The 22976-nt window shown below is 63.8% G+C and carries 24 protein-coding genes and 1 tRNA gene; 10 read left to right on the top strand and 15 right to left on the bottom strand.

Annotated elements, in window-relative coordinates; genetic code table 11:
* Nucleotides 1-133 precede the first annotated feature (133 nt).
* A complete protein-coding gene (rpoH, locus tag AWB81_RS24930) occupies nucleotides 134-1069 on the bottom strand; it encodes an RNA polymerase sigma factor RpoH (protein WP_062639223.1) in 936 nt (311 codons plus the stop codon).
* A gap of 370 nt (nucleotides 1070-1439) precedes the next feature.
* Here rpoH and AWB81_RS24925 point away from each other — a divergent pair, with 370 nt between their 5' ends.
* Together AWB81_RS24925 and AWB81_RS24920 are read left to right on the top strand one after the other, a co-directional pair.
* Nucleotides 1440-2006 (top strand): acyloxyacyl hydrolase, encoded by a 567-nt coding sequence (locus AWB81_RS24925; RefSeq protein WP_062639219.1) that lies wholly within the window; start codon nucleotides 1440-1442, stop codon nucleotides 2004-2006.
* Between the two features lie 46 nt (nucleotides 2007-2052).
* Nucleotides 2053-2436: a nuclear transport factor 2 family protein gene (locus tag AWB81_RS24920; RefSeq protein ID WP_062639218.1), complete on the top strand. Its 384-nt coding sequence runs from the start codon at nucleotides 2053-2055 to the stop codon at nucleotides 2434-2436.
* Between the two features lie 32 nt (nucleotides 2437-2468).
* Here the strand turns inward: AWB81_RS24920 and leuA are convergent, their stop codons facing one another.
* Both leuA and ybiB read right to left on the bottom strand, forming a co-directional pair.
* On the bottom strand, nucleotides 2469-4121 hold the full coding sequence (leuA, locus tag AWB81_RS24915) for a 2-isopropylmalate synthase (RefSeq protein ID WP_062639217.1): 1653 nt from the start codon (nucleotides 4119-4121) through the stop codon (nucleotides 2469-2471).
* Between the two features lie 461 nt (nucleotides 4122-4582).
* On the bottom strand, nucleotides 4583-5554 hold the full coding sequence (gene ybiB, locus AWB81_RS24910) for a DNA-binding protein YbiB (protein WP_062639216.1): 972 nt from the start codon (nucleotides 5552-5554) through the stop codon (nucleotides 4583-4585).
* Between the two features lie 287 nt (nucleotides 5555-5841).
* Between ybiB and AWB81_RS24905 the strand changes: the two genes are divergently transcribed.
* The 3 genes from AWB81_RS24905 to AWB81_RS24895 are packed head-to-tail and all read left to right on the top strand — an operon-like array spanning nucleotide 5842 to nucleotide 7824.
* Nucleotides 5842-6540 carry a fumarylacetoacetate hydrolase family protein gene (locus AWB81_RS24905; protein WP_062639215.1) on the top strand — a complete coding sequence of 233 codons (699 nt, stop codon included), beginning with the start codon at nucleotides 5842-5844 and terminating at the stop codon, nucleotides 6538-6540.
* Nucleotides 6541-6562: 22 nt separating this feature from the next.
* Nucleotides 6563-7207, top strand: coding sequence for a maleylacetoacetate isomerase (gene maiA / locus AWB81_RS24900; protein WP_062639214.1), 645 nt, complete (start codon nucleotides 6563-6565; stop codon nucleotides 7205-7207).
* A complete protein-coding gene (locus tag AWB81_RS24895; RefSeq protein WP_062639213.1) occupies nucleotides 7204-7824 on the top strand; it encodes a LysE/ArgO family amino acid transporter in 621 nt (206 codons plus the stop codon). The genes maiA and AWB81_RS24895 overlap by 4 nt, the downstream gene beginning before the upstream one ends.
* A 72-nt stretch (nucleotides 7825-7896) precedes the next feature.
* Here AWB81_RS24895 and ftsY read toward each other — a convergent pair whose 3' ends face one another.
* Nucleotides 7897-9180: a signal recognition particle-docking protein FtsY gene (gene ftsY, locus AWB81_RS24890; protein ID WP_062639212.1), complete on the bottom strand. Its 1284-nt coding sequence runs from the start codon at nucleotides 9178-9180 to the stop codon at nucleotides 7897-7899.
* A 244-nt stretch (nucleotides 9181-9424) separates the two neighbouring features.
* On the opposite strand from ftsY, the gene rsmD reads away from it, so the two are divergent.
* The 3 genes from rsmD to AWB81_RS24875 all read left to right on the top strand — a co-directional run bounded on the left by rsmD (nucleotide 9425) and on the right by AWB81_RS24875 (nucleotide 11045).
* Nucleotides 9425-10084 (top strand): 16S rRNA (guanine(966)-N(2))-methyltransferase RsmD, encoded by a 660-nt coding sequence (rsmD, locus tag AWB81_RS24885; RefSeq protein ID WP_062639222.1) that lies wholly within the window; start codon nucleotides 9425-9427, stop codon nucleotides 10082-10084.
* A 105-nt stretch (nucleotides 10085-10189) separates the two neighbouring features.
* Nucleotides 10190-10693: a pantetheine-phosphate adenylyltransferase gene (gene coaD, locus AWB81_RS24880; protein WP_062639211.1), complete on the top strand. Its 504-nt coding sequence runs from the start codon at nucleotides 10190-10192 to the stop codon at nucleotides 10691-10693.
* A 94-nt stretch (nucleotides 10694-10787) separates the two neighbouring features.
* The gene (locus AWB81_RS24875) at nucleotides 10788-11045 is read left to right on the top strand and encodes a YfhL family 4Fe-4S dicluster ferredoxin (protein ID WP_062639210.1); all 258 of its coding nucleotides are present in this window, start codon (nucleotides 10788-10790) and stop codon (nucleotides 11043-11045) included.
* Between the two features lie 7 nt (nucleotides 11046-11052).
* On the opposite strand, the gene hisC is transcribed toward AWB81_RS24875, so the two are convergent.
* The 8 genes from hisC to AWB81_RS24835 form a co-directional block, all read right to left on the bottom strand.
* Nucleotides 11053-12123, bottom strand: coding sequence for a histidinol-phosphate transaminase (hisC, locus tag AWB81_RS24870; protein WP_062639209.1), 1071 nt, complete (start codon nucleotides 12121-12123; stop codon nucleotides 11053-11055).
* A 23-nt stretch (nucleotides 12124-12146) separates the two neighbouring features.
* Nucleotides 12147-12749 carry an aminoacyl-tRNA hydrolase gene (gene pth / locus AWB81_RS24865; RefSeq protein ID WP_062639208.1) on the bottom strand — a complete coding sequence of 201 codons (603 nt, stop codon included), beginning with the start codon at nucleotides 12747-12749 and terminating at the stop codon, nucleotides 12147-12149.
* Nucleotides 12750-12881: 132 nt separating this feature from the next.
* Nucleotides 12882-13502 (bottom strand): 50S ribosomal protein L25/general stress protein Ctc, encoded by a 621-nt coding sequence (locus AWB81_RS24860; RefSeq protein ID WP_062639207.1) that lies wholly within the window; start codon nucleotides 13500-13502, stop codon nucleotides 12882-12884.
* 143 nt (nucleotides 13503-13645) lie between these two features.
* Nucleotides 13646-14599 (bottom strand): ribose-phosphate pyrophosphokinase, encoded by a 954-nt coding sequence (locus AWB81_RS24855; protein ID WP_062639206.1) that lies wholly within the window; start codon nucleotides 14597-14599, stop codon nucleotides 13646-13648.
* Between the two features lie 48 nt (nucleotides 14600-14647).
* Nucleotides 14648-14724: transfer RNA gene (locus tag AWB81_RS24850), tRNA-Gln, on the bottom strand.
* A gap of 54 nt (nucleotides 14725-14778) precedes the next feature.
* Nucleotides 14779-15660 (bottom strand): 4-(cytidine 5'-diphospho)-2-C-methyl-D-erythritol kinase, encoded by an 882-nt coding sequence (gene ispE / locus AWB81_RS24845; RefSeq protein WP_062639205.1) that lies wholly within the window; start codon nucleotides 15658-15660, stop codon nucleotides 14779-14781.
* A gap of 17 nt (nucleotides 15661-15677) precedes the next feature.
* Nucleotides 15678-16304: a lipoprotein insertase outer membrane protein LolB gene (gene lolB / locus AWB81_RS24840; protein WP_062639204.1), complete on the bottom strand. Its 627-nt coding sequence runs from the start codon at nucleotides 16302-16304 to the stop codon at nucleotides 15678-15680.
* Entirely contained in the window at nucleotides 16304-18193 is a 1890-nt protein-coding gene (locus tag AWB81_RS24835) for a tetratricopeptide repeat protein (RefSeq protein WP_062639203.1), read from the bottom strand. Before AWB81_RS24835 ends, lolB begins: the two co-directional genes overlap by 1 nt.
* A gap of 97 nt (nucleotides 18194-18290) precedes the next feature.
* On the opposite strand from AWB81_RS24835, the gene mutM reads away from it, so the two are divergent.
* Nucleotides 18291-19121 (top strand): bifunctional DNA-formamidopyrimidine glycosylase/DNA-(apurinic or apyrimidinic site) lyase, encoded by an 831-nt coding sequence (gene mutM, locus AWB81_RS24830; protein WP_062639202.1) that lies wholly within the window; start codon nucleotides 18291-18293, stop codon nucleotides 19119-19121.
* A 9-nt stretch (nucleotides 19122-19130) separates the two neighbouring features.
* Nucleotides 19131-20192, top strand: coding sequence for an A/G-specific adenine glycosylase (gene mutY / locus AWB81_RS24825; RefSeq protein WP_062639201.1), 1062 nt, complete (start codon nucleotides 19131-19133; stop codon nucleotides 20190-20192).
* A gap of 12 nt (nucleotides 20193-20204) precedes the next feature.
* On the opposite strand, the gene AWB81_RS24820 is transcribed toward mutY, so the two are convergent.
* From AWB81_RS24820 to hprK, 3 genes are all read right to left on the bottom strand, one after another.
* Nucleotides 20205-20837, bottom strand: a complete 633-nt coding sequence (locus tag AWB81_RS24820) for an LON peptidase substrate-binding domain-containing protein (RefSeq protein ID WP_062639200.1) — start codon at nucleotides 20835-20837, stop codon at nucleotides 20205-20207.
* 34 nt (nucleotides 20838-20871) lie between these two features.
* A complete protein-coding gene (gene rapZ, locus AWB81_RS24815) occupies nucleotides 20872-21768 on the bottom strand; it encodes an RNase adapter RapZ (RefSeq protein WP_062639199.1) in 897 nt (298 codons plus the stop codon).
* 97 nt (nucleotides 21769-21865) lie between these two features.
* Nucleotides 21866-22834, bottom strand: coding sequence for an HPr(Ser) kinase/phosphatase (hprK, locus tag AWB81_RS24810; protein WP_062639198.1), 969 nt, complete (start codon nucleotides 22832-22834; stop codon nucleotides 21866-21868).
* Between the last annotated feature and the right edge of the window lie 142 nt (nucleotides 22835-22976).

The following is a 22976-nucleotide window of genomic DNA, read 5'->3' as shown; positions in this document are numbered from 1 at the left end:
ATGATGGCCTCTCCAGAAAGGAAAACACCCTACAGCGTAACCCGCGTGTAGGGTGGGGGTGACCATCTCATTAGCCCACCGTCTTTCGACGGCGGGCTTCGATTTCCCGCTTTCTTTCGCCTTCGACCGCGTTTTACGCGTAGTCGTGCAACGCCGAGCGCATCTTCTTCATCGCGCTTGCTTCGATCTGGCGAATCCGCTCCGCCGAGACGCCGAACTCGTCGGCCAGTTCATGCAGCGTCTTGCCACCCGATCCGTCGTCCTGCACGTCGAGCCAGCGCGCCTTGATGATGCGGCGGCTGCGTTCGTCGAGCGATTCGAGCGCGTCGGACAAGCCGTCGCTTTGCAGCTTGTCGAACTGGCGTGCGGCGATCACATTGGTCGGCTCGTTGTTCGAGTCGGCGAGATACGCGATCGGCGCGAAGGCTTCTTCGCCATCCTCGACCTGGCCTTCGAGCGCAATGTCTCCGCCCGACAGACGCGTTTCCATCTCCGCGACTTCCTCGCGCTTCACGTTCAGCTCCTTCGCGAGGCCGTCGATCTCGTCCGGCGTGAAGGCGGCGAGGCCGGTCTTGTGACTGCGCAGGTTGAAGAACAGCTTGCGTTGCGCCTTGGTGGTCGCAACCTTCACCGTACGCCAGTTACGCAGGATGTATTCATGAATCTCGGCCTTGATCCAGTGCATCGCATACGACACGAGGCGCACGTTCTGCGCGGGGTCGAAGCGCTTCACTGCCTTCATTAGGCCGATGTTGCCTTCCTGGATCAGGTCTGCATGCGGCAGACCATAGCCGAGATAGTTGCGGGCGATCGACACGACGAGGCGCAGGTGCGACAGCACGAGCTGACGCGCCGCCTCAAGATTGCCGTTCTCGCGGAATTCGGTGGCGTACTGACGTTCTTCCGACGGCGACAGCATCGGAATCCGGTTCACAGCCGAAATATAGGCGTCGATGTTGCCGATCTGGCCGGTCAGCATCGACGACTGTGCGTACGTCAGCGCGCCTGCCGATGCGGCCTTGGCCGGCGCCGAGCTCACGACATTCGGAAGGGTCATCGCATTGGTCACGCTCATAAGCTCCTTATCAACAAAAAACCCGATGCGAAAATTCGCAGCGAGTCACCACGATATTAGCACTCCAGTTCAGTGAGTGCTAAGGATTAGAGCGCCGACTTATGTGGGAGTTCCCACAAAAGCTATCAAAAATCAAGCCCTGATAGGGCACATATTACAGTTAATTAAACAGTCATTTTTACCTTGAGACGCGTGAGCAGTTTCGCATCTTTCGCACGATTTACCTTGTTTCGGCCCGTGGACGAAACTTAATTCAGCCTTTCTGGCAAACGGAACACAATCCAAGCAAGGTTTCTCGACCATCTCTAAAATACCCCGGTGGCCGTCCGAGCGGTCGGTATTGAGAACCAGCGTCGGGGTGTTCATGCATAAGAAAAAATGCGCCTGGCTGAATCGTTTCCTGCAATGCGCCGCTTTCGCGGCATGTGCGTGCGCGTCGGCGGGCGCGAGCGCTGATCGGATCGGCGTGCAGATTGCAGGCGGCTATTCCGACCGGCAGATCTGGAAGGCCGATCTGGGTGTCGTCTGGGACCCGGAGTGGCAGTGGTGGGAGATCGGCGGCTACCACTTCACCCTGGTCGGCGAGGGCCATGTTTCGTACTGGCACCCGACGCTCGACCACACGGTCAATCCAGCCATCTGGGAAGTGGGTCTGACGCCCATGTTCCGCTTCGTGAAGAGCTCGGGCAACTTCCGGCCTTTCATCGAAGCGGGGATCGGCGTCAGGGTGCTGTCGCACACGCGCATCACGCCGTTCTTCGCCATGGGAACCGCGTTTGAATTCGCTGACGTGGTCGGCATCGGCGCGATTTTCGGCTCCCATCAGAACTATCAGGCGGGCTTTCGATTCCAGCACGTGTCGAACGCCGGTATCAAAGAGCCGAATCCTGGTATAAATTTCAGCCAGCTATATCTGCAGTACAACTTCTGACGGGGAACGCGCGAAAACGGTTCCTTGCCGCAAGGGGAATCGACAGATGCCGGCAAAAACTATCGAGGCGATCCGCGGTCTCGAACGCGACCGCTTCCGGGCGATGGTCGAAGGCGACGGCGAGGCGCTCGACGCGCTTCTCGCCGACAACGTCAGCTACGTGCACACGAACGGCAAGCGTGAGACGAAACGCCAGTTCATCGACGCGATCACGGCTGGCCGCCGTCGCTACCGGCAAATCGAAATCCAGTCGCAGGACGTGGTGCTGGCCGGGCGCGATACGTGTTTCGTGTCGGGGCGCGCGCTGATCGAGATGGAATCCAAGAACGGCGCACTGCTGTTTCCGATCGCCTACACCGCGGTCCACATTCAGACGTCCGGCCAGTGGCAATTGCTCGCGCTGCAGGCGACGCGGGTGGCGCTGGAATAGCGTGTCGCGTTGCCTGCTGCATGCCACATGCGTTACGCGGCCACCGCCTCGCTCTCGGCTTCCGGCACGCTCGTCCAGCGCGCGCGATTCACCGCGCTCACAATCGCGTCGACGACTGCCAGCGCCGCGTTTGCATTCACCGCGACGCCGAAGCGCATAGCCTCGTCTCCCACGCGGCATCCGACGAACACGGCCGTCTCGCCGCTCGCTGTGCTGGCCGTCTCGAACGACGATACCTGCGCCGCGACACCGAGCGCCTCTGCCAGCGCTTGCGCATAAGACTCGCCGGAAGCGGCACCCGAGGCAGACGGAATATTCACATCGCGTCCGCGAACCCGCAGCGTCGCCGCGCTGACGCGTGAGACGGGACCGGCGACGTCGAAATATTCGCGCCGGAACAGCGCACAGACCGCCTCACCCGAAACCTCTTCGCCCGACGCATCCGCGACCGCCTGCACGGCGTGGCTAAACTCGATCTGCACGCGGCGCGGCGGCGTGAAGCCCAAACCGCGCTCGAGCAGATACGTCGCGCCGCCCTTGCCCGACTGGCTGTTCACGCGGATCACGGCGTCGTAGCTGCGGCCGAGATCTGCGGGATCGATCGGCAAATAGGGCACTTCCCATACCGTGCCGGGCTCGCGCTGCGCGAAGCCTTTCCTGATCGCGTCCTGATGCGAACCCGAAAACGCGGTGAACACGAGATCGCCGGCATACGGATGGCGCGGATGCACCGGGATCTGGTTACAGCGCTCGACGACGCGCCGCACGCCGTCGATGTCCGAAAAGTCGAGGCCCGGATCGATGCCTTGCGTGTAGAGATTCATCGCGAGCGTGACGAGGTCGACATTGCCGGTGCGCTCGCCGTTGCCGAACAGGCAACCTTCGACGCGTTCCGCGCCCGCGAGCATCGCGAGTTCGGCGGCGGCGACGGCCGTGCCGCGGTCGTTGTGCGGATGCACCGAGAGCACGATGCTTTCGCGATAGCCGAGGTTCTTGTCCATCCACTCGACCTGGTCCGCGAACACGTTGGGCATCGCGGCTTCGACGGTGGCGGGCAGGTTCACGATCATCTTGTGATCGGGCGTCGGGCGCCACATTTGCGCGACGGCGTCGCAGACTTCGCGCGCGAACGAGAGCTCCGTCATGCTGAACGTCTCGGGCGAATACTGGTAGGTCCAGTGCGTGCCCGGACGCGCCGCGGCGCATTCCTTGATGATGCGCGTGCCCTCGACGGCGAGCGCCTTCACTTCTTCCTTCGACTGGTTGAACACGATGCGCCGGAACGACGGCGCGATCGCGTTGTACAGATGCACGATCACCTTCGACGCGCCCTCGACCGCCTCGAACGTGCGTTCGATCAACTCGCGGCGCGACTGCACGAGCACTTCGATGGTCACGTCCTCGGGAATGCGCTTTTCGTCGATCAGCTTGCGCACGAAATCGAAATCCGTCTGCGATGCCGACGGAAAGCCCACTTCAATCTCCTTGAAACCCGTCGCCACCAGCATCTCGAAGAATTCGAGCTTCGCCGCGATGCTCATCGGCTCGATCAACGCCTGGTTGCCGTCGCGCAGGTCGGTGCTCATCCAGACGGGCGCTTTTTCGATGGTGCGCGTGGGCCAGCGGCGGCCATTCAGGCGGACTTGCGGAAACGGACGGTATTTCTCGGAGGGGCTCTGCATCATGATCGTCGACCTCGTTTATCGTTGGTTGCGTAGCGCCTGCGAGAGAGGCCGAAGCCGGCGGCTGGCCGGCTCTTGCTCGATGCACGCCGAGATGCTTTTCCGCGCGCGCGGCCACGTTGCATCACGGCGATGGTGACGCCTGCGACCAACGTGAACGTGCGCGAAGCAGCGTGCATTTGACCCTCGCGTTTCCGTATCGCGGGATGCGCGAACGAAAAGCTGACGACTACAGGTGGTGAAAAGAAGGACTACGAGAACTGCTGGGAGGACCGCGCGAAGAACAGACGAACGCGCGGCGCTACGCCTGGCGACTTACGCTAGACGTAGCGATAGGGGCCGCGCTAGGCGGCCCGAAATAATTCGGAGGGAGGGGAATTGGGTGAAGCTCATGCGGCTACTTTAGCCAGCGGCGGTTGATGTGTCAACCAATCGCGCCAGCAACACAATCGGACGGATCCGATTCAGACCGGCCGGCGCACCACGTCGGAGATCAGTTCGACCTGCCGCGCGACGGCGGGCGGAATCGGCACTTCGCCGCGCAGCACGGTTTCGATCCAGCGCGCGGTAGTCGCCGCGTCGCGCGAATCGGGCAGCGCGGCGGCCGGCGCATCCGCCGACGAGCGTTCCGCCGACAGCAGCGTCTCTGAATGGCCGTCGTGGAACCAGTCGACCTGAACCTGCCGGCGCGTATCCGCGACCGCCTCGCCTTCCGTGCCGCGCGCAAGCAGCGCACCGCCGACGGCCGCGTCGGGATGATCGACGAAGAGGCTCGTCAGGCTGTCGCGATATTCCGGGTGCGTGTAGTTCACGAGCCGCAAGCCGGGTTGCGCAAAGGGCTGAAGAATCTTGACCAGCGTGTGGGTTGAATTGCGCACGCCCATGATCCGCCGCAGCAACAAGAGCCGCGCGAGCTTGGGCGCAAGCGAGGCAATCGGCGCGAACGCGAGCCGGCGCGACGCGAGGCTGTCTTCGATCTCATCGTGCGACGCCGCTTGCGGAATGCCCAGTTCCGTGAAGATTTCCGCACTCGTCACCCGGCCCGGATCGTCGACGACGCCGTGCACCAGCACCGGCACGCCCTCGCGCGCGAGCAGCATCGCGAGGAGCGGGGTCAGGTTCGGTTGCCTGCGTGCGCCGTTGTAGCTCGGGATCGAGACCGGCCGTGCGTGCTCGCGCCCATGCTGGATGTGCAGCAGCTCGAACGAGCGATGGGCGGCGGCGAGCATCGCGGCGAGTTCGGCGGCCGTTTCGCCCTTCACGCGATACGCGAGCAGCACCGCGCCAAGTTCGAGTTCGGAGACGCGGTTGTCGAGCATCGCCTCGTAGAGCGAGAACGTGTCGTCGCGGCTCAGCGCGCGGGCGCCGTTCGGGCCGCGTCCGATTTCCTTGATGAAGCGGGCGCAGGGGAAGGGCTGTAGGGCAGGATCGGTCATCGATTAGGGTGCGCGGGCGGCGTGCGTTCCGCAGTGGCGGTGTCCACGTTCGGTCCAGGCAAATTTGGGATGCGGGAATGGTATTGAGTACAGCATTTGTGCGGCGCGTGCAAGTCGCTTAAAAGGGGCGGCAGCCCGCGCGAAGCGCCGTTTTCGCCCGTGAGGCCGGCGCGCAGGCGCGTCGCGCGCACGTTAAACTCTTCGTCTTGCCGGCTTCGGGTCGGGCGCGAGCCGCACGACGGGCCGCACGATTCAGGCTGCGATTCAACCAGAACGAGGAGAGCGGGATGAGTTTTGTGTTCACTCCGGCGCCGGCGGTAGCCGTGCCCGTCGCAGGTTCCGACGATCAGTTTCCGGTGCGCCGCATTTATTGCGTTGGCCGCAACTACGAAGCGCACGCGCGCGAAATGGGTCACGATCCAGACCGCGAGCCGCCGTTTTTCTTCGGCAAGCCCGCCGATGCGGTGCTGTACGTGGCGCCAGGCGCGACTGGCGAATTCCCGTATCCGTCGCAATCGAAGAACGTGCATTTCGAGATGGAACTGGTCGCCGCGATCGGCAAGCAGGGCCGCGACATTCCCGCCGACAAGGCGCTCGACTACGTTTTCGGCTACGCGCTCGGCCTCGACATGACGCGCCGCGACCTGCAGGCCGAGGCGAAAAAACTCGGCCGTCCGTGGGACACGGCAAAGGGTTTCGACCGCTCGGCGCCGCTCGGGCCGATTCATCCGGCGTCGAAGGTCGGGCATCTGGAAAAGAGCGCGATCTGGCTGTCGGTCAACGGCGACGAAAAACAGCGCTCGGACATTTCGCAACTGATCTGGTCGGTCGGCGAGACCATTGCGTACCTCTCGACGCTCTTCGAACTCTTCCCCGGCGATCTCATCTTCACCGGCACGCCGGAAGGCGTCGGCGCGGTCGTGAAGGGCGACCTGATGAAGGGCGGCGTGGACGGCATCGGCGAGTTTTCGGTGCGAGTCGTGTAAACGTCGAAAAAGGGGAGACGACTTGAAGCTCTACAGCTATTTCCGCAGTTCGGCGGCGTACCGGGTCCGCATCGCGCTGAACCTCAAGGGGCTCGATTACGAGTACGCGCCGGTGCATCTGCTGCGCGACGGCGGGCAGCAACTGCAACCCGACTATCGCGCGCTGAACCCGGACGGCATCGTGCCGACGCTCATCGACGGCGACGACGTGCTCACGCAATCGCTCGCGATCATCGAATATCTGGACGAGACGCATCCCGAGCCGCCGCTCCTGCCGCGTTCGCCCGCGGACCGCGCGTTCGTCCGGTCGATCGCGCTCTCCGTCGCGTGCGAAATCCATCCGCTCGACAATCTGCGCGTGCTCAAGTACCTGAAGCACAAGGTGAAGGCGCCCGACGAGGTCAAGGACGCGTGGTATGCGCACTGGGTGGAATCGGGCTTCGAGGCGCTGGAAAAACGGCTGGCTGCCGACAAGCGCGTGGGCGCGCTCTGTTTCGGCGATACCCCGACCGTCGCCGACCTGTGTCTCGTACCGCAAGTGTTCAACGCGCGGCGCTTCAAGATCGACCTCGGCCGTTTTCCGACGATCGCGCGCATCGCCGATCACGCCGACACCATCGATGCCTTCCAACGCGCCGCGCCCGCGCAACAACCCGACGCTGAATGACGTTTCCCTATCTATCGAGCTATTTGTCGGGCGCCGGACTCGGCGCGAGTCTCATCATCGCGATCGGCGCGCAGAACGCGTATGTGTTGCGGCAGGGGTTGAAGCAGAGGCACGTCGGGCTGGTTGTCTCGATCTGCGCGGCGATCGACGTGCTGCTGATCGCGCTCGGCATCGGCGGGATGGGCGCGCTGATCGCCCGCGCGCCTTTCCTGCTCGACGTGATCCGCTGGGCCGGCGCGATCTTCGTGTTCCTGTACGGCGCGCGGGCGTTTCTCGCGGCGTGGCGCGGTCCGGGCCACCTCGACGCCGCCAGCAGTGAGACGCAGACTGCGCTCGGCGCGGCATCGACGGTACTCGCGCTTTCTCTGCTCAATCCGCACGTCTATCTCGATACCGTGGTGCTGCTCGGCGGCATCGGCGCGCGTTACGGCTGGCCGCGCAACGCGTGGTTCGCGGCGGGTGCGATGTGCGCGTCGATCGTTTGGTTCACGACGCTCGGCTACGGCGCGCGGCTCTTGCAGCCGTGGTTCGAAAAGGATGTCGCGTGGCGCGTGCTGGATGTGATCGTCGGCTGCGTGATGTGGTGGATCGCGGCGGCGCTCCTGTTGTCGCACTGAGCCCGCATTTTCAGCGCGGCGAAAAAAAGGCGTCCCTCGGGACGCCTTTTTTCCTTGCGATGCGACGAACGTTCAGCCGAGCAACGCGTCGGCGAATTCCTCGGCGCTGAACGGCTGCAAATCTTCCACCTTCTCGCCGACGCCGATGAAATACACCGGGATTGGCCGCTGCCGCGCGATCGCGGCGAGGATGCCGCCCTTCGCGGTGCCGTCGAGCTTGGTGACGATCAGGCCGGTCAAGCCGAGCGCGTCGTCGAACGCCTTCACCTGCGCGAGCGCGTTCTGGCCGGTGTTCGCGTCGATGACAAGCAGCACTTCGTGCGGCGCGTCCGGCATCGCCTTCGCGATCACGCGGCGCACCTTGCGCAATTCTTCCATCAGATGCAGCTGTGTCGGCAGGCGTCCGGCGGTATCGGCCATCATCACGTCGATCTTGCGCGCGCGTGCGGCGCCGACCGCGTCGAAGATTACCGCGGCGGCGTCGCCGCTTTCCTGCGACATCACCGTCACGTTGTTGCGTTCGCCCCAGACGGTGAGCTGCTCGCGCGCGGCGGCGCGGAAAGTGTCGCCGGCCGCGAGCAGCACCGACTGCTCGAAGCGCTGCAGATGCTTCGCCAGCTTGCCGATGCTCGTGGTCTTGCCCGCGCCGTTCACGCCCGTGATCATCATCACGAGCGGCTGCGCGCGGCCGAGCATCAGCGACTTTTCGAGCGGCGTCAGCAGATCGACCAGCAGCGAGCGCAGCGCGTTTTTCACCTGCATCGCATCGGTGAGACGCTCGGTGCGCACCTTTTCGCGCAGCGCTTCGAGCAGGAATTCGGTGGCGTCGACGCCCGCATCCGACACGATCAGCGCGGTTTCGAGCTCTTCGTACAGGTCTTCGTCGATTTTTGCGCCGACGAAAATGCCGGTCAGGCTCGAACTCGTCTTCGACAAGCCGTGCTTCAGGCGCGAGATCCACGATTTCTTCGCGGCGGCGTCGGGCGTGGGCGCCGGGATGACTTCGTCGAGTTCCTCGGCGAGCGGCTCGCGCTGCCACTGCGACGGCGTGCGGCCCTGCCAGTATGGCTTCGACTCGGCGGGTTGCGGCTCGGCGGGCTTCGACGCGGCCTGCGGCGGTTCTTCGACTGGCTGCGCGGGCGTCAGCGGCGTGGTCGCGTGCTTCAGCGGCCCGGGTGCCGGCGCGCGCTGCGAAGCCGGCTCGACGGGCTGCGCGGGCGTCACGGGAGTCGTCGCGTGACGCAACGGCTCGTCGAAAGCCTCGGGCGCTTCCTGCGCGTCGGCTTCGCCGGCGTCACTGTCGACCGGCGTTTCGCCCTCGGCCGGCTTCTTGAATCGTTTGAAAAAGCTGAACATGGTCTGCAAGGGTGGGTAGTGCGCGCGGTTTTCGAATGACGCCGGGGTTCTCGACATCGAGCCAACCAGAAGCGAGAAAGCGCGGAAGGCGCGTATTTTATCAGGCGACGCCTATGGCGGTCGCTCGCCTTTGGTGGCAAGGCGCACGGCTGTGGTAACGTTGGCTTTCATCTTTTCGCGTCGCGTTCGGTTTCGAAAGACGGCCGCGCTTTCCGGCGCCCGCATCTCAATTCATTTCGCCACCATGCCCCGTTCGTCCATCACCCGTTCGCCCGCTTCAGCCGCGCCGCGCCGCCCGCCTGCCAAGCCACGCGAGGCCACACCGTCGCGCGGCGGCAAGCCGCATTCGATCCGCATCATCGGCGGCGACTGGAAGCGCACGCCGCTGCCGGTGCTCGATCTCGACGGTCTGCGCCCGACGCCGGACCGCGTGCGCGAGACGCTGTTCAACTGGCTCGGCCAGCAACTCGACGGCCAGCGCTGCCTCGATCTCTTCGCCGGCAGCGGCGCGCTTGGCTTCGAAGCGGCGTCGCGCGGCGCGGCGCGGGTGCTGATGGTCGAAAGGAGCGGACGCGCGGTCGCCCAGTTGAAGGCGAACCAGGCGCGTCTCGCGGCGAACAACATCGAAATCGCGGAAGCCGACGCGCTCCGGCTCGCCGCGAGCCTGGCGCCGAATTCCTTCGACGTCGTGTTCCTCGACCCGCCATTCGGCGACAAGCCGATGCTCGATCGCGCGCTGGAACTCGCGGCGCCGCTCGTCGCTCCGGGCGGCGCGCTGTACGTCGAATCCGGCGAAACGCTCGACATCGCGGCGACGCCCGCGCTCGCCGGCTGGGCGATTGTCCGCGAAGGCAAGGCGGGCGCGGTCCGCTATCATTTGCTGCGGCGCGAAAATGAGGAATAATGCGCGTTCCAAAAATAACGTACCGGACGCAACGGCCGGGCGACCTCCGGTTGCACTTGCCCGAGCGGCCGAGCGGCCCAATGTCTAGATAAGAGGAGAAGGCCCATGGTAGTCGCCGTGTACCCGGGAACGTTCGACCCGCTGACGCGCGGACACGAAGACCTCGTGAGGCGCGCGTCGAGCATATTCGATACGCTCGTCGTCGGCGTTGCCGACAGCCGGGCGAAGAAGCCGTTCTTCGGCCTGCAGGAGCGCCTCGATATCGCGCACGACGTGCTCGGGCATTATCCGAACGTGCAGGTCATGAGTTTTACCGGGCTGCTCAAGGATTTCGTGCGCAAGAACAATGCGCGCGTGATCGTGCGCGGCCTGCGCGCCGTCTCCGATTTCGAGTACGAGTTTCAGATGGCGGGCATGAACCGCTATTTGCTGCCGGACGTGGAGACGATGTTCATGACGCCGTCGGACCAGTATCAGTTCATCTCGGGCACGATCGTGCGCGAGATCGCGCAACTGGGCGGCGACGTCAGCAAATTCGTGTTTCCATCCGTCGAGAAGCGCCTGATCGACAAGGTCGGCCTGCTGCCGGCGAACGGCGCGGCGCCCTGAGCATTCGACCGTCGTCGCGAACCCGGGCGGCGCGTTGCAGTTCCCGTCGCCGCGCGGGTTGGTGCCGGGTCAGACCGGCGAAAGAGAGTAGAGCATGTCCCTGATCATTACCGACGAGTGCATCAACTGCGACGTTTGCGAGCCCGAGTGCCCGAACGACGCCATTTCGATGGGCCCGGAGTTCTACGTCATCGACCCGACGAAGTGCACCGAATGCGTCGGCCATTTCGATGAGCCGCAATGTCAGCAGGTGTGTCCCGTCGAATGCATCCCGCGCGATCCGGCGCACGTCGAATCGCCGGACCAGTTGATGGCGAAGTATCACGCGCTGATGGCCGCCAAGGGCCAGTAAGCGCGTTTCAGGCGGCGATCAGCGGCTTCAGCGCGTCGACGAGCGCATCGCATTCGACATCGGTGCCGATGGAAATGCGCAGATGCTGGTCGATGCGCGGCAGCCGGAAATGCCGCACGAAAATCTCCTTCTCCCTGAGCGACGCGGCGAGCGTCGCGGCATCGTGCGCGGGATGGCGCGCGAAAACGAAATTTGCCGCCGACGGCACGACTTCGAAACCAAGCGCCTTTAGTTCGCCTGACAGCCGCTCGCGGCTCGCGATCACCTTCGCGCAGCTGTCCCGAAACCACGCATCGTCTTCGTAAGCCGCGGTCGCCGCGGCTTGTGCGAGGCGGTCGAGCGGGTAGGAGTTGAAGCTGTCCTTCACGCGCGTGAGCGCTTCGATCAGCGCTGCATCGCCGAACGCGAAACCTACGCGCATGCCCGCCAGCGAGCGCGCCTTCGACACCGTCTGCACGACGAGCAGGTTCGGATAGCGGTCGATCAGCTTTATGGCCGATTCCGCGCCGAAATCGACATAAGCCTCGTCGATCACGACAGGCGAGTCCGGATTCGCCTTCAGCAATGCCTCGATTTCAGCGAGCGTCAGCGCGCGGCCGGTCGGCGCGTTCGGGTTCGGGAGCAGCACGGGGCCGCCGGGCGCGCGGTAATCGTCGATGTCGATGCCGAATTCGTCGTCGAGCGCAATCGCGTCGAACGCGACGCCGTATAGCTGCGCGTAGACCGGATAGAAGCTGTACGTGATGTCGGGGAACCGGATTGGCCTGTCGTGCTTCAAGAGCGCCTGGAACACGTGCGCGAGCACTTCGTCCGAACCGTTGCCGGCGAACACCTGATCGATCCGCAAGCCGTGATGCGCGGCCACCGTCGCGCGCAGTGCATGCGCGGTGGGATCGGGATATTTGCGCAGCGTCTCGCCGGTCTCGCCCAGTTCACGCCGGATCGCCTCGACGACGCGCGGCGACGGCGGATACGGATTTTCGTTCGTGTTCAGCTTGACGGGATGCGCGAGCGCGGGCTGCTCGCCCGGGACATACGGCGTCAGTCGATGAACGATGTCGCTCCAGAAACGGCTCACGTGCGGCTCCAGGTTGTGGATGCTTAGGGATTGCGATGCAGGTTCATCATCGCGCGCTCGGTCTCGCCGGCGACCACGAACGGCATCACGGCGAGCGCGCGCTCGATCGACTGGTCGATCGGCTCCTGTTCTTCGCGGCGCGGCGGCTTGAGCACGAAATTCGCGACGTCGGGCTTTGCGCCCGCGCGCGCGCCTTCGGGAATCAGGTCGCGCGGATGCCCGATACCGATCCGCAACCGCCAGTATTGCTGCGATGACAGGTGCGCGGAGATGTCCTTCAGGCCGTTGTGACCGCCGCTGCCGCCACCGAGCTTCATCTTGACGGTGCCGGGCGACAGGTCGAGTTCGTCGTGCGCGACGAGAATCTCGTCCGGAAGAATCTTGAAGAACTGCGCCACCGCGACGACGGATTGTCCCGACCGGTTCATGAACGTCTGCGGCTCGAGCAGATGCACTTCGTGGCCGTTCAGACGGCCTTTGCCATAGTGACCATGGAAGCGGCGCTCGTCGCGCAGGTTCGCGCCGGCGTCGCGTGCGAACTGGTCGACGAACCAGAAGCCGGCGTTGTGTCGGGTCGCGGTGTACTCGGCGCCCGGATTGCCGAGGCCGACGATCAGCTTGATCATGTCGAGTCGTGACGGGCGAGGGTGCCCGCTTGGATTTGAGCGAAAAAAAACCCGCCGGAGCGCGAGCACCGGCGGGTCACGTCGACCGTTCTAGGAACGGTTCGAGAGGATAGACAGCTTCTTGGCGAAAACTTACGCTGCCGGCGTTTCGCCTTCTGCGGGGCCTTCAGCGGCCGTGTCCGACACTACTGCGGCCGGAACCGTCGCCGAAGCGATGACCGGGTTTTCCGTGTCGACGTGAGCGACGAGCGCCACGCCCTTCGGCAGCGCGATGTCCTTGGCGTGCATCGACTGGCCCGCTTCGATCTTCGCCAGATCGATTTCGAGGAATTCCGGCAGGTCGCCCGGCAGGCATTCCACTTCGAGTTCGTTGATCACGTGGGTGATCACGGCGCCGGCCAGCTTGACGGCCGGATTCGATTCCTGATTCATGAAGTGCAGCGGCACCTTGGTGTGCAGCTTCTTCTTCGAATCGACGCGCTGGAAGTCCACGTGCAGAACCATCTGCTTGAACGGGTGGTATTGCACGTCGCGCAGGAGAACCTGTTGCGAGTTGCCAGCCACTTCCATGTCGAGAATCGACGAATGGAACACTTCTTTCTTCAGCGCGTGCCAAAGGGCGTTGTGGTCGAGTTCGACCAGTTGCACTTCTTTGTCGGCGCCATACACGATGCCCGGGGTCTTGCCCGAGTTACGCAGGCGGCGGCTCGCACCCGTACCTTGCAGACTACGCTCGAAAGCGACTACTTTCATGATTCGACTCCATTTGCTGCCCGCGACCAGGCAGTGAGAACGGGGCTCTTTAGTCGAGCCCCAAAACAACGGCATGAACCTTCGTTCGTTCGTGCCGATTACGCAAAAACGCGAAGCTGGAGCTTCGCGTTTTGCCAATTCTTTTAACTTTCGGCGAAAAGCGACATCACCGAGTCGCCGCGCCGGATTCGCGAGAACGTCTCCGCGAGGAGACCCGAACTCGACAGCAGGCGAATCTTCTTGCATGCGAGCGATTCGGCGGAGAGCGGAATCGTGTCGGTGACGACGAGTTCGTCGAGTTCCGATGCCGCGATCCGCTCGCCTGCGCCACCCGACAGAACCGGGTGCGTGGCGTACGCAAACACTTGTTTTGCGCCGCGTTGCTTCAAAACCTGCGCTGCCTTGCAGAGCGTGCCGGCGGTGTCGACCATGTCGTCCATGATCACGCACGTGCGGCCTTCCACTTCACCGATGATGTTCATCACTTCAGCGACATTCGCCTTCGGACGGCGCTTGTCGATGATCGCGAGATCGGTGTTCAATTGCTTCGCCAAGGCACGGGCGCGAATCACGCCGCCCACATCCGGCGACACCACCAGCAGGTTCTCGTGATTCTGCTTGCGCAGATCGCCGAGCAGCACGGGCGTTGCATAGATGTTGTCGACGGGGATGTCGAAGAAGCCTTGAATCTGGTCGGCGTGGAGGTCCATCGTGATGACGCGATCGACGCCGGCGATTTCCAGCATGTTCGCCACGACCTTCGCCGAGATGGCGACCCGCGCCGAACGCGGACGGCGATCCTGACGCGCATAACCGAAATAGGGGATGGCTGCGGTGATCCGGCCAGCGGATGCGCGCTTGAGCGCATCGACCATGATCATCAGTTCCATCAGGTTATCGTTCGTCGGCGCGCACGTGGACTGCAGAACGAATACGTCCTTGCCACGAACGTTTTCCTGAATCTCAACCATGATTTCTCCGTCGGAGAAACGGCTGACCATCGCTTTGCCGAGGGGAATACCAAGGATCTTGACGACTTCCTGTGCAAGCGCGGGATTCGCGTTGCCAGTAAAAACCATCAGGCCGTCACTGCTCATCGTGCACCTGTTTCGGGCTGGGGGCGAGAGGAAAAGCGCGAGAAATTATGGCAGGGGAGGAAGGACTCGAACCCTCGCATGCCGGAATCAAAATCCGGTGCCTTGACCAACTTGGCGACTCCCCTACACTAACTTTGAGTCTTGCCGGAAGTGTAGGACATACCCGACAAAACAAAACCTTACGACGCGAAAGCAAAGAGAGGATGAGAATCCAGACTGCCTGTCACGACGCTCTTCGAGCTTGCCGGGATCTTGGCTTGCGCCAGTTCCGCTTCGGCTTTGCTACGAAAAGCAGCGAACACGCTTGCTCCAGATCCGGTCATTCGCGCCGGTGCAAGATCGGAAAACCACTCGAGCACCTTTGCAACTTCCGCGTACTTTTCAGCGACAACCGCCTGCATGTCATTTCGGCCGAAACTGTCTGGCCAATCTGCGTCAGAACTATGTTGTGCAAGAAAGTCCGTCATTGTGAGGACTTTCGAGTCCCTTGTCAACGCTTTCTCAGAAAAAATCTCGGCGGTTGGCACATGGACCGCAGGAGTCACCACGAGGAACCAGCGCTTCGGCAGGTCGACCGCTCGCAACGCTTCTCCGACTCCTTCCGCAAAGGCATTCTGCCCGAAAACAAAAAACGGCACGTCAGCGCCCAATTGCAGGGCGAGATTTTGCAGTGTCGCGCGCGGAAGGTCAACGCCCCAAAGACGATTCAACGCCAAAAGTGTCGTGGCGGCATCGGAACTTCCCCCGCCGAGGCCTGCGCCCATCGGAAGTCGCTTGTCGATTTCGATTTCGACACCGTATTTGCTTCCCGTGTGATCGCGCAACAGACGCGCCGCGTGCACGACGAGGTCGTCCGATTCCCGGACGCCCGGCACGTCGGTCTTGCGCGTGATCGCGCCGTCGTCGCGACGGGTGAAATGCAGCACGTCGCCCCAGTCGAGCAGCTGGAAAACCGTCTGGAGCGCGTGATAGCCGTCCGGACGCCGGCCGGTGATGTGCAGGAAGAGGTTGAGCTTCGCGGGCGCGAGGCAGTCGCGCAGCGACTCGTTCGATTGGGACATGCTTGAGCGGAAACGGGTTACTGGTCGATCACGAGCTTGATGTCGAGCGGCGGGTCTTCGCGCGTCAGGTCTACGCGCTTGACGCCTGTCGCGGGCGCATCAGCGTAGGCCAGATAGTCGATCGTCCAGCCGTCCTGCGTGATTTCCTTCAGGCGGCCGTTGCCCGACGAGGTATCCATCGTCGTCTTGGCGCGCGAGGTCGGTGCCGCCGACGGCTGCAGCCAGTAGCGCAATCCTTCGACCGGCAGCGCGAATCCGAGCGTGCTCTGCATCAGTTGCGAGACATTGTCGGCGTTCACCGGCTGCTTGTTCGGCAGTTCGAGCGTCGCCGAAGCCGGCGACGACGTCACTACCGCCAGCGTCTGCCCGAGCGGATTACGCAGTTGCAACGTAACGGTATCGCCGGTTTCCTGCCAGTCGAAATTGCCATAGGCGTTGCGCTGATGACCGTACTCGTCGTTGTACTGGACTGCGAACCGGCCGTGATACGCGCGGCTCGTCTGCGCGGTGATCGAGGTGGCCGCGTTCGACGTGCTCGGTACGTTGGGCTTGGTCGCGCAGCCGGCAAGGACGACGGCCGCCGCAGCAGCGAGCGCGAGCGCGCCACGTTTGAGCGGCGCGCGGGCGTTGGAGTGGAATGCCATTAAAGATCGTTCACCTGGAGTCGTTTGAGCGTTTTGACGAGCGTGTCGTTGTCCGGTTCAAGCTTTTGTGCCTGCCGCCACGTCGCGCGCGCCTGGTCCTGCTGGCCCGACTTCCACTGCACCTCGCCGAGATGGGCGCCGATTTCGGCATTCGGCTGCAGGTCGTACGCCTGTTTCAGGATCTTCGCGGCTTCCGCGGAATTGCCCTGGCGGAATTTGGCCCACCCGAGGCTGTCCATGATGAACGCGTCATTCGGCGCGAGCGAGACGGCCTTTTCGATCAGCTTCACGGCTTCGTCGATGCGCTGGTTGCGATCGACGAGCGAATAGCCGAGCGCGTTGTACGCCTGCGGATTGTCCGGCTGCGTGCGCATCAGCTTGCGCAACTGCGTTTCCATCACGTCGTAATGGCCGTTCTTTTCGGCGGCCATCGCGTAGTCGTAGGTGAGATCGGGGTCGTCGGGGAACGCGGCCACGGCCTTCGCCAGATTCGCCTCGGCCTCCGGATAGCGCTTCGCTTCGAACAGCAGCGCGGAATCGGTGCGGGCGAGCAGCGCGATGTCGTGCGGGTCCGAGCTCTGCAGATTCGCGAGCAACTGGCGCGCTTCGTCGAGCTTGCCCTGCTTCGCCAGCAGTTGCGCGCGCGTAATTTGCGCGGGCAGGTACTGCTGGCTCGTGCGCGGAATCTTGTCGAGCCACTGGCTCGCGGCGGCATCGTTCTTCTGTTCCAGAGACAACTGCGCGAGATAGATGTACGCCTGTCCCGGATCGGCGCCGGGCGTGCTTTCGGCGGCCTTCGCATACTGGTTCAGGTAATCCTGCGCCTTGTCGAACTGCTTTTTCTGGATGTTGATCAGCGCGAGCGCCATCAGCGGCGTCAGATCCTTCGGATCGTTCTTGCGCATGATCTCGAACTGCTTCTGCGCGTCATCCAGACGATCCGACGACAAATACAACTGCGCGAGCGCGAGCCGCGCATCGCGCGACTTCGGATTCTTCTCGACGTATTTCTCGAACGAAGCAATGCCTTCCTTGCGCTCTTCCGGCCCCATGCGGGCGAGCGTGAGCGCCGCCGGCAGATAGTCGGGCTTCAGCTGGAGCGCCTTTTCGAGCGATGCGCGCGCGCCGGGGGCATCGTCGGCGACGAGTTGCTGGCGGGCGATCGCGAGTTGCGTTTCCGGACGCTGCAGGTCGTTCGCCGTCAGGTCCTTGAGCACGTTCAGCCCGCCGATCCGGTTCGGCCCGCGCGACAGCAGCGATTGCAGCGACAGGATCGCGTCGCCGCGCTGCGCTTCGGGCACCTTCGCGAGTTCGCGCTGGAGCGTCGGCTTGGCATCGTCGGGCTTGCCGGCGACGATCAGCAGCGACGCACTCAATTGCGCCGCGCGATCCGAATTCGGCGCGAACTGCTGCCACAACTGGACGGCGGTTAGTGCGTCATTGGGGCTTTGCGCCGAAATCGCGATTTCCGTCGCGCGCTGGGCGAAACGCGGGTCGTGCGTGTCGCGGGCGAGCGCGAGATAGGTCTGGTACGCGGGCGCCGGCTGATTGCGCTGCAAGGCGACTTCCGCGGCCAGGACCTGGAACACGATCTGGCTCGACAGCGCGACCGACGGCAGATCCTGCGATTCCTTGGCCGTGGGCGGCGCGGTCAGCATGTCGGCGGCGCTGACCGGCTGATCGTCGGACGACGGAGCGGGGCTCTGGTCCGACGGCTGACCCTGCTTTTGAGCCTGAGTCTGCGAAGGGATTTGCGCACAGGCGGGTACGAATGCGAACACGGCCATCGCGAGAGCCATCGCGCCGGCGACGCGCGAAACCGACGACCCGCTTTCCTCAGCAAGCGCGCCCGTTCGCTTCGGAAACTGCTTAATGACGAACAAGTTCATGGATATCCGATGGATGTTTCGGTCGATTGTAACGCGGTCGCTACAATACGGGCACAAAGCGGGACCATTGTCCAAGCAAGCTGCAGACCATCCGAATATGCCAGAATTGCCGGAAGTAGAAGTCACACGCCGCGGAATCGAACCCTATGTGGCGGGAAGGCGGATCGAACACGTCGAGGTACGCACGAACGCGCTGCGCTGGCCGGTTCCGGCGCATCTCGCGAAGACGCTCGGGCAGCTCAGAATCGACAAGGTGGAGCGGCGCGGGAAGTATCTGCTGTTCGAAACCGTTGAAGGCTGGCTGATCGTCCATCTCGGCATGACAGGGACGCTGCGCGTGCTGCGCAACGTGCCGCGCCCGCCGGACGCCGCCAGGCACGATCACATCGATCTCATTTTCGACGACTTCATCCTGCGCTTTCGCGATCCGCGCCGATTCGGCGCCGTGCTCTGGCATCCGCGCGATGAAGGCGACGTGCTCGCTCACCCGCTGCTCGCGAGCCTCGGCGTCGAGCCGTTCACGCCCGAATTCTCGGGCGCGCTGCTGTTTCGCAGGACGCGCGGGCGCAAGGTTTCCGTGAAGCAGGCGCTGCTCGCGGGGGACATCGTCGTCGGCGTGGGGAATATCTATGCGTCGGAGAGTCTCTTTCGCGCGGGCATCCGGCCGACGACCGCCGCCGGACGCATCTCGCTCGTGCGCTACGATCTTCTCGCCGACGCCGTGCGCGTGACCCTCGCCGCCGCGATCGAGAAGGGCGGCAGCACGTTGCGCGATTTCGTCGGCAGCGACGGCGAGTCGGGTTACTTCCAGCTCGATTATTTCGTCTATGATCGCGCGGGCCTGCCGTGTCACGTATGCGGCACGCCGATCAGACACATCGTCCAGGGACAGCGCTCGACGTATTTCTGTCCGCGCTGCCAACGCTAAAATTCTCCGATGCTCGCACTCGCCGACTTCTCCACGCGCCTGATCGCGTGGCAACGCGTTCATGGCCGCCACGACCTGCCATGGCAAAACACGCGCGATCCGTACTGGATCTGGCTGTCGGAAATCATGCTGCAGCAGACGCAGGTATCGACGGTGATTCCGTACTACGCGCGTTTCCTTGCGCGCTTTCCCGATGTGAACGCGCTCGCCGCCGCGCCGCTCGACGACGTGATGGCGCTCTGGGCCGGCCTCGGCTACTACTCGCGCGCGCGCAATCTGCATCGGTGCGCGCAGGTGGTGTCGGAGCAGTTTGGCGGCGCTTTTCCGCAAAGCGTCGACGAACTCGCGGAACTGCCGGGCATTGGCCGCTCGACGGCGGCGGCGATCGCGTCGTTCGCGTTCGGCGCGCGGGCGACGATCCTCGACGGTAACGTGAAGCGCGTGCTCGCACGCGTGTTCGGCATCGACGGCTTTCCGGGCGAAAAACGCGTGGAGAACGCGATGTGGACGCTCGCCGAATCGCTCCTCCCGGACGCCGCGCACCCCGACGACGTGACCGCGTACACGCAAGGACTGATGGATCTCGGCGCGACGCTTTGCGTGCGCGGCAAGCCGGATTGCGTGCGCTGTCCGTTCGCGGCGGATTGCGTGGCGAACGTGACCGGGCGGCAGCGCGAATTGCCGGCCGCGCGGCCGAAAAAGACGGTGCCGACGCGTAAAACCTGGATGCTGGTGCTGAAGGACGGCGATTCCGTGCTGCTGGAAAAACGTCCGCCGACGGGCATCTGGGGCGGTTTATGGAGCCTGCCCGAAGCCGCCGACGAAGACGCACTCGCGGCCGTCGCGCATGGCTTTGGCGGCACGGAAGAACTGCATCGGCTTGCGCCGCTCACGCACACGTTCACGCACTTCAAGCTGGATATCGAGCCGCGTCTCGCGCAAGCGCGCGGCGCGTGCGTTCAGGCGGCGGACGGCGAAACCGTCTGGGCGCCGCTTTCCGAGATCGACTCGTTCGGCTTGCCCGCGCCGGTAAGGAAGCTCCTCGACGCGCTGCAGGGTTCGCTGATCTGAGTGAACGCCCGGTCAGAGCAACTGGTGATGCTGCATGTAGTGATGCACGACGTCGATGCGCGCCGCCGCGTCGTCCAGTTCCATCAGTTTCTGCCGCGCGCGCATCGGAATCGGCAGGATTTCGGAGAGACGATTCGAGACCCACGTCGGATCGTCGAAGAGGAAGGGTTCGGCGAAAGGAAGATTCTGCGGATCGCGTTCCTTGATCGTCTCAATGATGCGTTCCAGCACTTCCGCGCATGCGCCGAACTTCGCGAGTGCCTCGACGCCCTGAAGCGGCGCATCGTCGCCGATCAGTTCCGCCATTCCCACGACCAGATTGCTCGGCTCGACGCGATGCGAAAGCAGCCGGAACCGCTGCGTTCCGCGGGCCTGTACGAGGAGCAGGCCGAAAGTGTCGACATCGCATTCGTTGATTTCGGCCAGGCAGCCGACGCTTTCCGGCACTGATGGATCGCCCGGCGACGCGATCTCATTGCCGCTTTTCAAGAGACACACGCCGAACGGCGTTTTCTCGCGCAGGCATTCGCGCGCCATATCGAGATAACGCGCTTCGAAGATCTTGAGCGGCAGGAGGCCGCCGGGAAATAGAACGGTGTGAAGCGGGAACAGCGGCAAGTCGGCGAGAACGGGATTGGAAGACATCGCGCGCCTCCAGGTTTGATCGCCCCGACGGCGATCAGGTTGGCGTGTGCGCCGCGCTGCCATCGACCGCGATGGGCGCGTCGCGATGCCGCACGATCACATTCGCCTTGTCGCCGAAGCGCGCGGCGAGCGCCTGGGCGATGAACACCGAGCGATGCTGGCCGCCCGTGCAGCCGATCGCGACGGTGAGATAGCTGCGGTTGTCGTCGCGAAACTGCGGCAGCCATTTCGCAATGAACGTGCCGATGTCGTCGATCATCTGATGCACCATCGGCTGCGCCGACAGATATTCGATGACCGGCTGGTCGAGGCCCGTGAGCGGCCGCAACTCGCGGTCGTAGTACGGGTTCGGCAGCGTGCGGACGTCGAACACGAAATCGGCGTCGAGCGGCACGCCGCGCTTGAATCCGAACGACTCGAACATCAGCGTGAGGCCCGCCGATTCCTGCTCGATGAAGCTCTTCACCCACGCGCGCAGCACGTTCGCGCGCAGGTTGCTCGTGTCGATCTGATGGCCGAACTCCGCGAGACCCGCGACGAGTTCGCGCTCGCGCTCGATGGCTTCGGCAAGCGATTTCAACAGGCCGACGTCGGCGTCGTGCACGGGCGAGCCCGAAAGCGGGTGACGGCGGCGGGTTTCAGAAAAACGCTGGATCAGCGACTGCGTGCTTGCGTTCAGGAACAGCACGCGCAGATCGTAGGCGGCGGAAAGATCGTGGATGATCGCGGGGACTTCGTCGAGCGAGACGCTCGAGCGCGCGTCGATGGCGACGGCGAGATGCGTCTGCCCTTCGCCGGCGAGATACCGGGCGAGCTCGGGCAGAAAGCGCGGCGGCAGGTTGTCGACGCAATAGTAGCCGCCGTCTTCCAGAGCGTTCAGCGCCACGGACTTGCCGGAGCCGGAAATGCCGGTGATCAGAATGATACGCATGGAGTTCGACTCGTTCGCTTTATCTTAGCACCTGCCATGGTGCGCGGATTTGTCGCAGGAACCGCCCGCGGCGTGCTTTCGCCGGGCCGTCGCGCGGTCAGATCAGTTTGCCCGGAAACTGGCTATCGGGGTCCTGCATCGCAAGCCGCTGACGGTCCATGAAGTCGCGTAGCGTGTCGATGCCGCGCAGTTGCAGGATCGTGTTGCGCACCGCCGCTTCGACCAGCACCGCGAGATTTCGGCCGGCCGCGACCTGAATCGTGACCTTGCTGATCGGCAGGCCGAGCACGTCGACGGTCTGGCTTTCCAGCGGCAGCCGCTGGAATTCGCCGTCCGGCCGGCGCACGAGCTGCACGATCAGCTTCAGCTTCATTTTTCGCCGCACGGCGGTTTCACCGAAGATTGTCTTGATGTCGAGGAGGCCGAGGCCGCGCACTTCGAGCAGATTCTGCAATAGCGGCGGGCAGCGCCCTTCGACGAAATCCGGGCCGAGGCGCACGAAATCGACGGCGTCGTCCGCCACCAGACCGTGGCCGCGGCTGATCAGCTCCAGACCGAGTTCGCTCTTGCCGAGACCGGAGTCGCCCGTCAGCAGCACGCCCATCCCGAGGATGTCGAGGAACACGCCGTGCAGCGTCGCGCGCGGCGCGAGAATGCGCGACATATAGAGCCGGAGGCTGTCGATGACCGCGGCCGCCGACATGCGCGTGGTGAAGAGCGGCGTCGACGAGCGGGTGCAGCGCAAAACCAGTTCCGGTGGCGCGCCGACTTCGCCTGCCACGACGAGAAACGGCGGTTCGAGCGCGATCAGCTCGGCCATGTTGCGCGAGCGGTCTTCGTCGGATTGGCGCTGGTAGTAGTTGATCTCGGCGTCGCCGAGTACCTGGATACGGTTTGGGTGAATCAGGTTCAAGTGGCCGACGAGATCGGCACTCGATGTGGCGTTCGCGACAGTCTCGCTCGAAAAGCCGCGTTCCCAGCCTTCGTGACCCGTGAGCCAGCTGAGTTTCAGCGCGGCCGCGTTGTCGTCGAAAATGCTCTGGGCGTTGATGCTGGACGTATCCATGAGTCCGGAACTCCGTTGGAAGCCGGGAGCGGCCCTCTGTTCCGGGGCTCGGCGGCCGAGCCCATCGCAGTCCGCTCCATTGAACCGATTGTGCCCCAGAAGCCTGACCCGTGCGAGCCGGCCGGTGGCCGCCCGGTCAAGC

Source organism: Caballeronia arationis (assembly GCF_001544975.2).
Lineage (GTDB): Bacteria > Pseudomonadota > Gammaproteobacteria > Burkholderiales > Burkholderiaceae > Caballeronia > Caballeronia arationis.
Note: the sequence above shows the minus strand (reverse complement) of the source record. Positions and strands in the feature narration are given on the sequence as shown.

Excerpts from the sequence above, each read along its gene's own strand:
- mutM (WP_062639202.1), top strand. The coding sequence starts at position 18,291 with ATGCCAGAATTGCCGGAAGTAGAAGTCACACGCCGCGGAATCGAACCC.
- AWB81_RS24920 (WP_062639218.1), top strand. The coding sequence starts at position 2,053 with ATGCCGGCAAAAACTATCGAGGCGATCCGCGGTCTCGAACGCGACCGC.
- rapZ (WP_062639199.1), bottom strand. The coding sequence starts at position 21,768 with ATGCGTATCATTCTGATCACCGGCATTTCCGGCTCCGGCAAGTCCGTG.
- AWB81_RS24895 (WP_062639213.1), top strand. The coding sequence starts at position 7,204 with ATGACGTTTCCCTATCTATCGAGCTATTTGTCGGGCGCCGGACTCGGC.
- AWB81_RS24875 (WP_062639210.1), top strand. The coding sequence starts at position 10,788 with ATGTCCCTGATCATTACCGACGAGTGCATCAACTGCGACGTTTGCGAG.
- AWB81_RS24835 (WP_062639203.1), bottom strand. The coding sequence starts at position 18,193 with ATGAACTTGTTCGTCATTAAGCAGTTTCCGAAGCGAACGGGCGCGCTT.
- AWB81_RS24855 (WP_062639206.1), bottom strand. The coding sequence starts at position 14,599 with ATGAGCAGTGACGGCCTGATGGTTTTTACTGGCAACGCGAATCCCGCG.
- AWB81_RS24905 (WP_062639215.1), top strand. The coding sequence starts at position 5,842 with ATGAGTTTTGTGTTCACTCCGGCGCCGGCGGTAGCCGTGCCCGTCGCA.
- AWB81_RS24820 (WP_062639200.1), bottom strand. The coding sequence starts at position 20,837 with ATGTCTTCCAATCCCGTTCTCGCCGACTTGCCGCTGTTCCCGCTTCAC.
- mutY (WP_062639201.1), top strand. The coding sequence starts at position 19,131 with ATGCTCGCACTCGCCGACTTCTCCACGCGCCTGATCGCGTGGCAACGC.
- ybiB (WP_062639216.1), bottom strand. The coding sequence starts at position 5,554 with ATGACCGATCCTGCCCTACAGCCCTTCCCCTGCGCCCGCTTCATCAAG.
- AWB81_RS24925 (WP_062639219.1), top strand. The coding sequence starts at position 1,440 with ATGCATAAGAAAAAATGCGCCTGGCTGAATCGTTTCCTGCAATGCGCC.
- hprK (WP_062639198.1), bottom strand. The coding sequence starts at position 22,834 with ATGGATACGTCCAGCATCAACGCCCAGAGCATTTTCGACGACAACGCG.
- AWB81_RS24860 (WP_062639207.1), bottom strand. The coding sequence starts at position 13,502 with ATGAAAGTAGTCGCTTTCGAGCGTAGTCTGCAAGGTACGGGTGCGAGC.
- coaD (WP_062639211.1), top strand. The coding sequence starts at position 10,190 with ATGGTAGTCGCCGTGTACCCGGGAACGTTCGACCCGCTGACGCGCGGA.
- leuA (WP_062639217.1), bottom strand. The coding sequence starts at position 4,121 with ATGATGCAGAGCCCCTCCGAGAAATACCGTCCGTTTCCGCAAGTCCGC.
- pth (WP_062639208.1), bottom strand. The coding sequence starts at position 12,749 with ATGATCAAGCTGATCGTCGGCCTCGGCAATCCGGGCGCCGAGTACACC.
- ispE (WP_062639205.1), bottom strand. The coding sequence starts at position 15,660 with ATGTCCCAATCGAACGAGTCGCTGCGCGACTGCCTCGCGCCCGCGAAG.
- ftsY (WP_062639212.1), bottom strand. The coding sequence starts at position 9,180 with ATGTTCAGCTTTTTCAAACGATTCAAGAAGCCGGCCGAGGGCGAAACG.
- lolB (WP_062639204.1), bottom strand. The coding sequence starts at position 16,304 with ATGGCATTCCACTCCAACGCCCGCGCGCCGCTCAAACGTGGCGCGCTC.
- rsmD (WP_062639222.1), top strand. The coding sequence starts at position 9,425 with ATGCCCCGTTCGTCCATCACCCGTTCGCCCGCTTCAGCCGCGCCGCGC.